The sequence below is a fragment of the Paenibacillus periandrae genome (assembly GCF_022458865.1).
Taxonomy (GTDB): Bacteria; Bacillota; Bacilli; order Paenibacillales; family NBRC-103111; genus Paenibacillus_S; species Paenibacillus_S periandrae.
The window spans coordinates 94,388-107,720 of record NZ_JAJNMU010000013.1; the positions used below are offsets into that span (position 1 = coordinate 94,388).

15 protein-coding genes are annotated in these 13,333 nt (G+C 46.9%); 3 read left to right on the forward strand and 12 right to left on the reverse strand.

Going from position 1 to position 13,333, the window contains the following annotated elements; translation table 11 throughout:
• Positions 1-3 precede the first annotated feature (3 nt).
• Positions 4-219 carry an ATP-binding protein gene (locus LRL21_RS22235; protein ID WP_240417983.1) on the reverse strand — a complete coding sequence of 72 codons (216 nt, stop codon included), beginning with the start codon at positions 217-219 and terminating at the stop codon, positions 4-6.
• Positions 220-792: 573 nt separating this feature from the next.
• Between LRL21_RS22235 and LRL21_RS22240 the strand changes: the two genes are divergently transcribed.
• Positions 793-1,755 (forward strand): SPL family radical SAM protein, encoded by a 963-nt coding sequence (locus LRL21_RS22240; RefSeq protein WP_240417984.1) that lies wholly within the window; start codon positions 793-795, stop codon positions 1,753-1,755.
• 39 nt (positions 1,756-1,794) lie between these two features.
• On the opposite strand, the gene LRL21_RS22245 is transcribed toward LRL21_RS22240, so the two are convergent.
• Positions 1,795-2,688, reverse strand: coding sequence for a Kiwa anti-phage protein KwaB-like domain-containing protein (locus tag LRL21_RS22245; RefSeq protein WP_240417985.1), 894 nt, complete (start codon positions 2,686-2,688; stop codon positions 1,795-1,797).
• The gene (locus tag LRL21_RS22250; protein ID WP_240417986.1) at positions 2,689-3,219 is read right to left on the reverse strand and encodes a hypothetical protein; all 531 of its coding nucleotides are present in this window, start codon (positions 3,217-3,219) and stop codon (positions 2,689-2,691) included.
• Positions 3,220-3,432: 213 nt separating this feature from the next.
• On the opposite strand from LRL21_RS22250, the gene LRL21_RS22255 reads away from it, so the two are divergent.
• Positions 3,433-4,662, forward strand: a complete 1,230-nt coding sequence (locus tag LRL21_RS22255) for an aminopeptidase (protein WP_240417987.1) — start codon at positions 3,433-3,435, stop codon at positions 4,660-4,662.
• 135 nt (positions 4,663-4,797) lie between these two features.
• Here the strand turns inward: LRL21_RS22255 and LRL21_RS22260 are convergent, their stop codons facing one another.
• The 5 genes from LRL21_RS22260 to LRL21_RS22280 form a co-directional block, all read right to left on the reverse strand.
• Entirely contained in the window at positions 4,798-5,448 is a 651-nt protein-coding gene (locus tag LRL21_RS22260; RefSeq protein WP_240417988.1) for an amino acid ABC transporter permease, read from the reverse strand.
• 31 nt (positions 5,449-5,479) lie between these two features.
• Positions 5,480-6,142: an amino acid ABC transporter permease gene (locus tag LRL21_RS22265; protein ID WP_240417989.1), complete on the reverse strand. Its 663-nt coding sequence runs from the start codon at positions 6,140-6,142 to the stop codon at positions 5,480-5,482.
• Positions 6,143-6,225: 83 nt separating this feature from the next.
• Positions 6,226-7,107: a glutamate ABC transporter substrate-binding protein gene (locus tag LRL21_RS22270; RefSeq protein WP_240417990.1), complete on the reverse strand. Its 882-nt coding sequence runs from the start codon at positions 7,105-7,107 to the stop codon at positions 6,226-6,228.
• 21 nt (positions 7,108-7,128) lie between these two features.
• Positions 7,129-7,860: an amino acid ABC transporter ATP-binding protein gene (locus tag LRL21_RS22275; RefSeq protein WP_240417991.1), complete on the reverse strand. Its 732-nt coding sequence runs from the start codon at positions 7,858-7,860 to the stop codon at positions 7,129-7,131.
• Positions 7,861-8,480: 620 nt separating this feature from the next.
• On the reverse strand, positions 8,481-9,098 hold the full coding sequence (locus LRL21_RS22280) for a nitroreductase family protein (protein WP_240417992.1): 618 nt from the start codon (positions 9,096-9,098) through the stop codon (positions 8,481-8,483).
• Positions 9,099-9,264: 166 nt separating this feature from the next.
• Between LRL21_RS22280 and LRL21_RS22285 the strand changes: the two genes are divergently transcribed.
• Complete coding sequence (locus tag LRL21_RS22285) at positions 9,265-9,603, forward strand: hypothetical protein (RefSeq protein WP_240417993.1); 339 nt, start codon at positions 9,265-9,267, stop codon at positions 9,601-9,603.
• Positions 9,604-9,733: 130 nt separating this feature from the next.
• Here the strand turns inward: LRL21_RS22285 and LRL21_RS45730 are convergent, their stop codons facing one another.
• The 4 genes from LRL21_RS45730 to LRL21_RS22310 all read right to left on the reverse strand — a co-directional run bounded on the left by LRL21_RS45730 (position 9,734) and on the right by LRL21_RS22310 (position 13,318).
• Positions 9,734-10,756: an eCIS core domain-containing protein gene (locus tag LRL21_RS45730; RefSeq protein WP_275900846.1), complete on the reverse strand. Its 1,023-nt coding sequence runs from the start codon at positions 10,754-10,756 to the stop codon at positions 9,734-9,736.
• Positions 10,757-10,903: 147 nt separating this feature from the next.
• Positions 10,904-12,352 carry a PP2C family protein-serine/threonine phosphatase gene (locus LRL21_RS22300; RefSeq protein WP_240417994.1) on the reverse strand — a complete coding sequence of 483 codons (1,449 nt, stop codon included), beginning with the start codon at positions 12,350-12,352 and terminating at the stop codon, positions 10,904-10,906.
• Between the two features lie 36 nt (positions 12,353-12,388).
• Positions 12,389-12,727, reverse strand: a complete 339-nt coding sequence (locus LRL21_RS22305) for an STAS domain-containing protein (RefSeq protein ID WP_240417995.1) — start codon at positions 12,725-12,727, stop codon at positions 12,389-12,391.
• Between the two features lie 162 nt (positions 12,728-12,889).
• A complete protein-coding gene (locus LRL21_RS22310) occupies positions 12,890-13,318 on the reverse strand; it encodes an ATP-binding protein (RefSeq protein WP_240417996.1) in 429 nt (142 codons plus the stop codon).
• Positions 13,319-13,333 lie beyond the last annotated feature (15 nt).

The following is a 13,333-nucleotide window of genomic DNA, read 5'->3' on the forward strand; positions in this document are numbered from 1 at the left end:
CCCTTAATGATCTCCACGAATTGGTAAATATAAAGTAAAGGCGCTTCCTTCACTTTCCCTGCTGTCCACAGTTAAGCTACCACCAAGCAGCTCTGTCATCGCACGGCTGATCGACAGCCCTAACCCTGTGCCTCCGTACTTACGGCTGATCGAACCATCTGCCTGCTGGAACGCTTCAAAGATTGCCGCCTGCATGCTTTTCTTAATCCCAATCCCCACAGCAAGTTGCGCAAAATTTGCTGTAAACGCATTGCATCCGTTCGAATGACTTCCGGCGCGTCACGTGCCTTATAGATAACAAAATCAAGTCCCTTTTGCTCAGCAATATGGCGAAAATAGAATTGCAGCACATGTGCAATCTCGCTGACGATCACACCCTCTGACACAATCTCCATTCGTCAGCCGGTATGACACCCAATATCCCAATGTTGATGCAATACACCAAATTAACCGTAACAATCACGAGCATCATCTTGGTGATGTAGCTCCATTGTACCCGCCTCAATATAATATTCAGCAGCATGCACAGCAAACCCAGAATCAGAATGTTCCAGAAACCAGCATAGGCCGCGGCGCTGACCCCAAAAATAGTCTGGCAACCCCAATTCCGGCACCAATGATCAGAAGTGTTACAGGCTGAGAATATGCCATTACCCAGTATACCATACAGAAGCCCCGATGCCTCTAGCTGCTGATTCGTCTGACATAACCATTCACGCTTGATTTCCCGAACGCTGTCTGTTAGGATAAAATGAGAACATACATTCCCATCATTTGAGGTGATCGACTAATATGTTTATAACCAAACCTCCCAAAGTACGCTATGAGCCGATGCAGGCCAAAACCATACTCAACCCGGTTAAAGCTCCCTCGATGCCTTTTGACTGGTCCATTAATCCGTATCGCGGCTGCCAGCATGGGTGCAGCTTCTGTTATGCGCGGTCAACCCATTCCTTTCTCGGAATTGCCGCGGATGATTCATTTCAGAACCATATTTTCATGAAATTGGATGCCCCCGCTGTGCTCAGAGCACAAATAAAAAAACGCTTGCGCGGCGGCAAACGTATCATCAATTGGGAGCCGATTGCTATAGGAACAGCTACGGATCCTTATCAGCAGATCGAAAGCAAGGCTATGCTGACTCGCGGCTGTCTGGAGGTATTGGCCGAGTTTCAAATTCCAGTCTCGATCACTACACGCTCTCCACTAATTCTAAGGGATCTGGATCTCCTGCGGAAGCTCCCCATTATCTCCATTAATATCAGCATCAGTACGTTGAACAACAAGGTCTGGCGGCAATTTGAGCCGTCCACGCCTTCACCCGCCAAACGTCTGGACACAGTCGAAAGGCTCACTGCTGAGGGGATACCAACAGGCGTATTCATCGCACCAATCCTGCCCTATTTAACGGATAATGAAGCGGATTTACAAGAGCTGATTGCCGCAGCAGCGCAAGCAGGAGCACAGTTCATCATGCCATCCTATTTACGCTTAAGCACCTCACCAGTCAAGGTATGGTTCTTCCAAACTCTCCGACAGCATTATCCGCAGCTGACCGAGCGTTACGCACAGCTGTATCATAGCACTGCTTATGCGCCTTCCTCCTATCGGGAGCCGGTAATGAGTAAGATCGATGTCTGGCTGCTGAAGCACAAAATGACCAATCACAAGTACATGGCAACCCCAACTCAAGCTCCGAGCGTTCGTGGTGAAGCTACTGCAAGTACAGAACCTGTTCAATTGACGTTATTTTGAATACAAAAAGAGTGGTGGTTACATCAGACGAACGAACGATTAAATTTCGGCTTTACGCTTTGAATTTGTTTGTAAAATTTGTTCAGAGAATACACCTTTATAGATTTCATCATCCAAAAATTTTAATATATTTTTTAACTCTTTTTTATCATTTGGAAAATGGATTTTGTTTTTAACAGCAGTGATGGTCAAACCGAATGCCTGCGCCTTATGTTTAATTTCCGTCACCTTATATTTATCAAGAATACGTGATTCATCAATGATAGCAATTTTCCTTCGTACCCAGGAATCCGCGTTTATTTTAAAAATATTGGCATCCTCGATGTTGATTTTCGAATGCTTCATAAAGCTCTCCACATCCGTATCTGTCGCTTCGCGGAAGTATTCGGAGAGGTCGAACACCTGGCGGGCGAAAAAGAAGGACGAAAAGCGCAGCTCATCATTGACCACGACACAATCTACAGCATCCGTAATACAAATACCAAATCGATCATCCATCGTAAACGTTTCTTTACTGTGAAACAGGCTGATTCCTTTTCTCGTTGTGATGTACTGCTCCTTGCGAAATTTTTGAAAAGCGACCACAAGCTGCTCTTTTCCATTTACGACTGTATGTCTGCCAGTAAAAATAGCTTTGATCACCGGCTGCTGCTTCGGATCGGGAATGAATGCGGCCACACCGATCGGGTCCTTCAAGGCCTGAACAATTTGTGGACTCAGCTTAAATCCGGGAATCACGAGCATTTCATCATATTCAGGCTTGTAACCGCCATCGAAAGCAATCGGCTGCTTATGGTTAACGAATACAGCAGCGGCTTCGCCTAATAAAATACCAACCTCTGTTTGCGCCTGCTGTGTAGTCTCGATGCGATAAACCTGAATGGCCTCTTCCTCCTGCTGGAGCATAACAAATAGAGACTGACCTTCGAACATTCATCTTCCCCCCGATCGATCAAGCAATAGGTATTCCGTAATCCGAATGACATTTGTCAGCTCGTCCTTATTGCGAATAGCCCTTCTGGACATTACCGTGTAGCTGCCAATACCATTCTCCGTCTCAATCTCATAAAAATGATAGCCTATAAAAAACAACAACGGATTGGCGGTTGGCGAATGGGCCAGCAGCAGAACAATTAACACGACAACAGAAATACCAAGTGACATAAAAGGATTGATTTTATCCCAAACAATACTGGTAAACGGTAATACATAGGAAAGCGCATATTGGATCATGATTTTATCGTTAGGTGTGACCTTCTTCACTCTGACTGCTATGACAGCCAATCTGCTTTTCATCCTATGGAAAGAAACCAATGCCAGTGCAATGAGCCATACCGCAACAAATACAAAGATAGCAGGCAGCGTAAACGTTGATTTGCCCAATACCCAGGCAGCGGAAAAAGCGATAAGAATGGGCGCACCGCTAGAGCAAACCCATAATGCTTTATGTACATTGCCAATCATGCGACTCCCCCTTGATGGATATGCAGCAGGAATGCTGAGACATGCTGACCCTACCTTTATATTACCATTTATTACTAGCGGGAAACACCCCTTCTTGCTTGCAGAATGATCCTCTCAAACCCGTGAACCATCCGCCGGATTCGTAATTGAAGCGGAAGATGCCGTATAATCATTTATATGCACAGGGCAGGTTCAAAAGGAGGTTGATCGAGAATGCGAGATTTCGCCGCACAGCTGGAAAAGTATGCTGAATTGGCTTTAAAGGTAGGCTTGAATATTCACGAGGGGCAAACACTCGTTGTGTTCGCACCGATTGCCGCGGTTGATTTTGTAAGGACGATTGCCCAAAAAGCTTATCAAGCGGGAGTATGGCAGGTATTGGTGGAATGGGACGATGAGTCGCTGCGGCGCATTCGCTTTTTGCATGCAAGGGATGAGTCCTTTCAGCAATTTCCAACCTGGAAGGCGGAGGGTTATGCCAAAATGGCCCGGCAGGACGCAGCTTTCTTAACGGTGTATGCCCCGAATCCGGAGCTGCTGAAGGATATTGACCCGGGTAAGATTGCCTTGGCCAGTAAGACGCAGATGAACGAAATGAAGGAATATCGCACGTTCCTGCAAGCGGGTAAAGTCAGTTGGTCGATCGTTTCGGTTCCAACCCCATCCTGGGCTACCAAAGTATTTCCTGAGCTGTCGCCAGATGAAGCTATCGATAAATTGTGGGGATATATTTTTCAAGCTACACGTCTCGACCGTGAGGACCCGACTAGCGCTTGGGAGGAGCATATTCGCCAGCTTCAGGAGCGCATGGCTTTTTTAAATGATAAAAATTACAGAAAGCTCTATTATAAAGCTCCTGGCACCGATCTGACTATCGAGCTTCCCGAAGCGCATCAATGGGTTGCCGGGGGCATTCACAACGAGCAGGGTGCCTTCTTCGTTCCGAATTTGCCAACCGAGGAAGTCTTCACACTACCGCTAAAAGAAGGGGTTCATGGCAAAGTAAGCAGCACGATGCCACTGAATGTTAACGGCAATCTGATTGACCGTTTTTCATTGACCTTCGATAAAGGCAGAATTGTCAGCTTCACCGCAGAAGAGGGCTACGAAACGCTGAAGCAATTAATCGAAACCGACGAAGGCTCGCACTTCTTGGGAGAGATAGCTTTGGTGCCGCACGGATCGCCGATCTCCGCGATGAACGTCATTTTCTATAATACGACATTTGACGAAAATGCCTCCTCCCACTTGGCAATCGGCAGTGCGTACCCGCTCTGTATCAAGGAAGGTACGGTGATGAGCAAGGAAGAACTCGCCCTTCATGGAGCGAACAGCAGCCTGACCCATGTCGATTTTATGATCGGCTCGGCGGAGCTTGATATTGACGGTGAAACTGCTGATGGAATTCGCGAGCCTCTATTCCGCCGCGGGGCATGGGTATAGATAGCGTATTGATCCTTTTTATTGGAATATGCCAGCAAAAATAGCAGCAACCACGGATTATTGGCTCTAAGAGGCCTTCCGTGGTTATTTGATGTTCCATATCCAATGCTTGCATGGTCATTGTCAATGAGACTATTACACCTGACGCGCTTCCAGCCGGCGAGCCAGCAGGGAAAGTGCAAAGTTCACTACAAAGTACATAACAGCGGCCAATAGTAAAATCGGCACTACAAAATTGACATCCTGTCCATTAATAATTTGGGCATTATGCATCAGCTCTCCAAGCGAAATCACAACAGCCAGCGAAGTGTCCTTTAACAGTGAGATAAACTGACTGACCATCGGAGGCACCATCCGCCGCAAAGCCTGAGGCAATACAATGTGCTGCAGCGTCTGTAGGTAGGTAAGACCTGATGAACGGGCAGCCTCAATTTGCCCCTTATCAATCGAATTCAAACCACTGCGAACGATCTCCGAGATCATGGCGGCCTCAAACACCGTTAACGCAACTACTGCCGCATTCATCACACTTAGCTTAATTCCAATCTCCGGTAAAGCAAAAAAGGTGAAAAATATGATGAGCAGCAGCGGTAAATTACGAATAATTTCTACCACCGCTGCGGTCAGCTGAGAAATCACAGGGAGCTTCGTGTAACGAATTGTGCCTAACAAACAGCCAATAATAAAGCTGAATACAATTGCGATAAGCGCTACCTGTAACGTGATTCCAAGCCCTGCAAGCATAAAGCGAATATGCTCCCAGGTGTAAACACCAATAAAATTCATTCACGTTCACCTCCAATGCATAGTCATCAGCTTACTGGGACCTGGCCATTCTGCGCTCCAGATAAGCGAGACCCAGGCTCAAAGGGATCGTAATGATCAAATAAAACAAAGCAACAAATATGTAAACACTGAAGACGACAAATGTTTTAGTGGAGATCAGGTCAGCATAATACATCAAATCCAGTCCAGCGACGACGCTAAGTACTGATGAATTTTTGACCAAATTCAAAAACTGGTTGCCGATTGGAGGAATAACAATCTTCAAGGCTTGCGGCAGCACGATAAACCGCATCGTTTGTGCATAAGTCAGGCCCGAAGCACGCGCCGCCTCCGTTTGCCCTTTTGGAACTGCCTGAATCCCTGCACGGACAGCCTCAGCAATAAAGGCTGCGGTATATATCGTAAGACCCAACGTTCCGGCAACAAAACCGCTCATCGGTACACCCAGTGAGGACGGACCCAGAAAAAATAAGAAGACGATCAGAATGAGTGGAATATTGCGGATAAATTCAACAAAGGCCGTACTGATCCAGTTGAGCGGCTTCAAAGGGGATATCCGCATAACGGCCAGCAAGGTACCGAGAATAAAGCTGCCAGCCAAGGCAATCAGACTTACCTGAAGCGTATTCAAAAAACCTTCCAGATACATGTCCCAGTATTTGATCAAAATGCTGAAGCTAAGGAATTTGTCCATCGTCCAACCCCCTTCCTGGATACGAAATGGAATAGGATGAACAGCCATCCATGCAGGCCGCTCATCCTATCGCCAAACAACCTTTATTTACTTGGCTTTTCACCTATCCACTGCTCATACAGCTTATCGTAGTCTCCACTTGACTTCATTGCCTTCAAAAAGTCATTCACATAAGTAACGTAGCCCGTATCGCCTTTGCGAATAGCCATCCCATACGGCTCATCTGTGAACGTTCCACCGACTACCTGATAATTGGGATCCTGCTTCACCATGCCATACAAAATCGCATTATCGGTAGTCAGCGTGTCTCCCTGTCCGGCCTTCAAGGCCGTGAATGCATCCTGATAATTTTCAAACTCCAATACAGTGGCCTCAGGGGATTTGGCTCTAATATTGTCTGTAGATGTAGAACCTTTAACGGCCAACACCTTCACACCTTTTTTCACATCTGCCACACTTTGAATTGGACTGCCCTTTTTGACCAAAAGTGATTGTCCCGCTTTAAAGTACACATCAGAAAATTCAACCTCCTGCTTACGCTCCTCGGTAATCGTCATCGTTGCGATGATCATATCGATGTCCCCGTTTTTCAACAGAGGAATACGCGTCTTGGAGGTCACTTCCTTGAGCTCAAGCTTCGTCTCGTCACCAAGAATTTTTTTGGCTAACGCCTTGGCGATATCAATATCAAAGCCCTCTACTTTACCGCTTCCGGGGTCCTTTAAACCAAACAGCTTCGTATCATATTTGACACCTACAACCAGCTTCCCACGCTTTTGAATATCGTCGAGCGTTTTGCTGCCTGTTGGCTTTGGAGCTTCACCAGCCGGAGCAGCAGGTGCAGTCGGAGTCGTTGTACCCGCACCTTGATTCGTTGGAGTATCTGTCTTCGTTCCACAGCCTGTCATTACCATCCCTGCCAAACCAAGCATTAACGTAAACGTCATCCAGCTCTTTTTCATCATCCATAATCCCCCTCATTTCGATTAGTTGTGTTGGAGTAATCGACTTAGAAATAGCTGCGCCCGTTCTTCTTGTGGATTGGAGAAAAATGCGTCCGGCGGCGCTTCCTCCAGAATCTGTCCTTGGTCCATGAATACGACTCGGTCTGCCACTTCACGAGCAAATCCCATCTCATGGGTAACCACAACCATCGTCATCCCTTCATGGACCAAACTTTTCATAACATCCAATACTTCTCCGATCATTTCAGGGTCCAGCGCTGAGGTCGGTTCGTCAAACAGCATAATTTGCGGCTTCATCGCAAGTCCTCTGGCTATCGCTACTCGCTGCTGCTGCCCACCGGACAGCTGGGATGGATAGGAATTAGCCTTCTCGGGAATCCCCACTTTGTCCAAGTAATGCATAGCCGTTTGAAGCGCTTCTTGCTTGCTGACTCCTGCCACCTTGAGCGGTGCCAAAGTAATATTATCAATAACTGTCATATGGGGGTACAAATTAAAATGCTGAAATACCATGCCGATATGACGACGCAGCTTATTAACATCTGCATGTTTGTCATGGAGTTGGGTGCCATTTACGATTAATTGTCCGTCACTGATCGTTTCCAGACGATTGATACAGCGGAGCAGCGTGCTTTTACCTGAACCTGACGGTCCGATAACCACGACTACTTCACCCGCTTCAATCGTTAAATCAATCTGCGTCAAAACCTGAAACTTCCCATAATGCTTGTTGACCCCACGAAATTCAATCATTTTACACCCCCCAACCTTTTCTTTATGGAGCAGCTGTGTAAATCGTTTCTATACGTGCTACCTGCTTGTGATATATACGTTGTTTTTACTATAGCTAACAACTTATTACCACTCCCTGCAATTTATGACTCACTATCCAGTTAAATTGATGCTTTCGACATCATATGCTTCCTATATTCCAGCCTAATCCATTGATGTGATTCCATTATCGCCTCGAACATTTTGGACACTGTTTCCCCTGTTGATCGTCCACGCTTCCCCTCTATGATTTACATAATTTATAGAGAGAGGAGTGATAGCCATGAATTATACAACAAGACGTACTGGAACAACCAGAAGTAGAAGATGCGATAACTTCTGTGCGAATGTATGCAACCAATTTAGCAGCGGCCGCAGCCGCTGTGTAAGAGACTGTCTGGCTTGTCGGCGGCGCGCAGTGAAAAAACGCCATCGCCGTGTTTCACCTATCAGACAAGCTCCATGCGGCTGTAGGTAACTAGAAACCAGCCCGCAGCCTTTGGTAAGAGCAGCAGCAGATTATTTGAGCTAAATATAGTAACAAGCAAAAGAGCTTATCCGTAATTCGGATAAGCTCCTTCTATTCATGAATGTATCTTAACTTAGAAACTTTCTTGGATGACTTGATGTTCAATCGGTAAACGATCGCTAGCACGTCCAGGGGCTGCTGCTTTTCCAATGGATATAATCATCACCGGGATGTAACGCTCGGGAATGTTGAATTCTTTAATTAACGCTTGTGGATTATAGCCGCCCATCGGGACACTGTCATACCCTTTGGCTTTGGCAGCCAGCATCAGCTGCATAGCCGCAAGGGAAGCATTGCGGATAGCCTCGTCTTTACCAAGGGATGGATTGTTAGCATAGGCACCATTAATTTGTCCAAGCATCATCTCACGAATTTCCGGAGTTGCCTTTTCAAACACGGCAGGCGCAACCAGATTAGCTTCCAAATCACCTAATACGACTACGTTCACTGACGCATCCGATACTTGCTGCTGGTTATAAGCGATAGGCAGTAAACGATCTTTATTCACTTGCTCCTGAATCGTCAAAAACCGCCAATGCTGCAAATTCCATGACGATGGGGCCTGAAGAGCAAGCTCAAGAATTTCATTCCACTCTGCTTCTGGAATCACTACGCCACGTTCATATCTACGCACCGAGTGCCGCGAACGAATGACTTCCTCTGAAGATAGCTGTTGATCTGTTGTAGTCATGTTGTATTCACTCCTATTAACAACTCCATATTTATGCATTTTAACAATCTTAGGATGCTCAGATTGTATAAAGTACATCCTTTTATCACAACCTATTAGAGGGAATTGGCAAGAGAAGCAGATTCAGGCTTACAAACAGTAAACTATTACAGGGAGGTTGCCATTCATGGCTCCAATGAATCCATCTTATCAGCAATTTTTGCAAGATCAGCAAATGCACCAGATGCAGCAGGCCCAACAAGCTCAGCAAGCATTAACCTCATCCGGTCTGAGTAACTTTACCCAACAAATCAGACAAACCCAACAGCAGCTGATGCAAGTACAGGACGATTTACAAAAAGCTCAGTCCCAAATCGATATCCAGCTTGACGCCCAAAAAAGACGTTTGTTTGAAACCCAGCAGCGTATTGAACAAACGATTCAGCAAATGAATGGGTTAATTCAAGCTTCGCAAACGAATACACAAGCACAATCGTCGTCGATGAATTCCTATACACAGCAATAGGGACAACCCTTGAAGCCATGCTAAACCGCATAGCAAAAGGCGCTTTGGAGTTAACGGCTGTCGTTAACCTCAAAGCGCCTTTTATATATCAACCAATCTGCACGATTTTCAATCTTTATGTACTCGTTCGTTACGATCTGGAGCCGCCTGTTTGCTGCACAACATGGGTCAGCTCGTGGGCTAACAATTCCTGTCCGCCTGGACTGCCAGGATCATACTTCCCGTTGCCAAAAAATACGTCCTTACCCTGCGTAAAGGCCTGAGCCCCAATTGATCTGCTAATGTCTCCCGCTTCTGAGTCATGATGGATCGAAACATCTCCAAAATCGGCCCCAAAAGCCTGTTCCATCCCAGATAAGGTATTCCCATCCATCTTGGAGCCCTTGCCGCTTTTCGCTTGAATTCGCTGCTCAATGGAAGACGTCACATCAAAGCCTTCACCTGCCGGCTTCATCTGCAGCTCTTCCTCTTCCAGCTCGCCACCTTCCGACTCGCGCTGGATCGCTCCAATTGCCGGCTTCATCTGCAGCTCTTCCTCTTCCAGCTCGCCGCCTTCCGACTCGCGCTGGATCGATTCAGTTGCCGGCTTCATCTGCAGCTCTTCCTCTTCCAGCTCGCCGCCTTCCGATTCGCGCTGGATCGCTCCAATCGCTGGCTTCATCTGCAGCTCTTCCTCTTCCAGCTCGCCGCCTTCCGATTCGCGCTGGATCGCTCCAATCGCCGGCTTCATCTGCAGCTCTTCCTCTTCCAGCTCGCCGCCTTCCGATTCGCGCTGGATCGCTCCAATCGCCGGCTTCATCTGCAGCTCTTCTTCTTCCAGCTCGCCGCCTTCCGATTCGCGCTGGATCGATTCAGTTGCAGATCTCATTTGCAGTTGTTGTACAACTTGTCCAGCTACCTGATCCGCTTCCTGCTCATACTTATCACCGACCGGTCCTACAGTCATTTTCGCCTGTATCGGCATTTTGCCCGTAGAGCCGCCAGCCAGCATTCTTTGGACATTGCGATTTCCGATCACTTCATGCAAGCTCATCACCTCGGATGAGCCTGCTGCGGCTGAATGACCTGCTTGCTCCTTAGCCGCTGCATTCTTTTTTTGTAATATGGCTTCTGTGCTGGATTTACTATAATGACGAGGTTGATGGGTATGCATGCTTTACCTCCTTAGAGTTTGCGAAGCAAACTAACTTCGTTAGCACAATCTATCTTATGTGAGACACGCTGCTGTTAAATTCGTTAACTCAACTATACCATATTGTTGTAAAGTGAGAATATATTTCTAAACCTATTTAATCATGATTTACTTGCCTACACACTTAATCAGCAGCATCGCAATATCATCAGATTGCTTCGCACCTGCAGTAAACGAATCCACATCCTGCAATATCCGCAGCATCAACGCATCCATATCCAGATGATGCTCCGAACCCACAAGCTCCCGCAAGCGCGACACCCCGTATTGCTGTAACTGTAAATCCTCGGCCTCGCTAATTCCATCAGTATACAAAAGAATTCGTTCTCCAAGCTGCAGGCAAGCGGTATTGTCACAATATTCCATATCCTCAAGCACCCCAAGAGGAAGCCCTTTAATTCCAACCAACGGCTCCAGACCTCCGTCCTCACGAACCGTATAAGGGGTGCAATGACCACCATCACTGTAGATTAATTCTCCAGTTACCATATCCAGCACACCGCAAAATATCGTCGCAAACATCGCCGATTCGTCCTTGTACAGCTCCCGATTCACTTCCGTTAGCAGCTGCCCGGGTGTCATATCCGCCTTCATCTTACCTTTAATTAACGTCATCGTAACGGCCATAAACAGAGCGGCAGGAATCCCTTTATCCGATACATCCCCGAGTGTAAAAAACAGCTTCGAATCTCCGACCATAAAATAATCGTAAAAGTCCCCGCCAACTTCTCTCGCCGGACGAATCATCGAGCGTACACAATCCGCCATCAGTAGCCCGGAGGTCGTAGGTGTTTCCACGCTGCCATTGACCAGACCCGCATCCGATTTTTCGGGAATCGATCTCAACGACGTAACACGCTGTGGCAGAAAGCCCAATTGAATATCACTCGCAATCCGCAGCTCGCTCTCCATCCGCTCTTTGGCTGCAACCGTATCCTTTAATGCCTGAATTGATTTCTCCAACGCTTCATACAGCATTGCGTTTTCCAACGATATTGCGGTCGGCGATGCAATAGACTGCAGCAGCTTTAAATCTTTATCGCTAAAATGCTTGCCATTGCGTTTATTCAGCACCTGAAGCACGCCGATAATCATGCCTTTATTCGTCATAGGCACACACATAAGATTACGCGTAGGGTAATCCACCCGATTGGCCACCTTCGAGGACCAGCGCGAATCGCTAGCAGCGTCATCGATTTTTACAGACTCTCCCGACTGGGCCACCCAGCCTGCGATACCTTCACCCATTGCCAGCCGAATTTCACGGATCTGACCGCCTTTTTCGCCAAGCGCCAGCTCGAAGAACAGCTCACCTTTCTCCGTGTCGACCAGAATTACTGATGACGCTTCTGCGTCTGTAACACGGGATGTCGTATCCATAATTTTTTGCAATAGATCCTGCTTATAGATCGTTGAATTCATCTCCTGGCTAACTTCAAAAAGCTGCAATGTGCGCGACAGCTCTCTTTCAGCCGTACGCCGCCTCCAATCAACAGCCCCCAAAGCAAGCAGCAAAATCAGGACCGCGAGCAGCCAGCCATATGGTAATACACCCATGCTTGTGTCACCTGCCTATAGGCATCCCTCTCTGGCTTACTCAGATAAAGCCTGAGTCGCTTCAGCCTCAGTCGCATAAATCGAGAAAATCGCACTAAAACCTGACATATCAAATACATCGCGAACATTGTCAGTCATTTCAATCAGTGCCAGACTGCCTTTAAGCGCCTTCAGCTTTTTCGCAGCCACAAGTAGTATACGCAGACCTGCGCTGCTCACATAGTCAAGCTGAGAAAGATCGAACACGAACTTCGTTTGCCCTTGTTCGACCAACTGCACAAACTTGCTCTCCAGCACGCCTGATGTGTTGGCATCCAATCTTCCTTCGACGGCAACAATTGCAATATCGCCCACCGTTCGTTCCGTTACATTCATGCTTCTTCCTCCTTAAAGTTTTCGTAGAAAACTTGCTTCGTAAGCATCCGCTTAAAGTTTTCGAAGAAAACTCACTCCGTAAGCATCCGCTTTAAAGTTTTCGTAGAAAACTCGCTTCGTAAGCATCCGCTCTCAGTCTTCATACAAAATTTGTTTTACATGCTAACGGGTTTTCCTCCCTATTTTCTTCATATGCAGCGTGTTCAACTTATCGACGCGTTCATAAACAACTTCATCCATGGATTCTCTGACAAAATGGATCCCCAGTCCACCAATTCTGCGCTCCTCCACAGATGCCTGAACATCCGGCGAGGGCAGCGTAAGTGGATCAAATGCTATCCCATCATCTGTAATTGTCAGCTCAATGCTATCCTTATCTATCTTTAGCGAGATCCTGATCGTATGTACGACATCCGCCTGACAGCCGTATAAAATCGTATTCGTAACCAATTCATCACAGACTAGGTTAAGCTGAAACAGCGTTTTTGAATCCACAGACATCTGTTCAGCCCACGAGGCTAACCAGGCTTCCAATCTTGTCAGCTCTTTAAGATTATTTGTCAGCTCAATTTGTTGACACTCGCTGCTCACAACATCCCCTGCCTT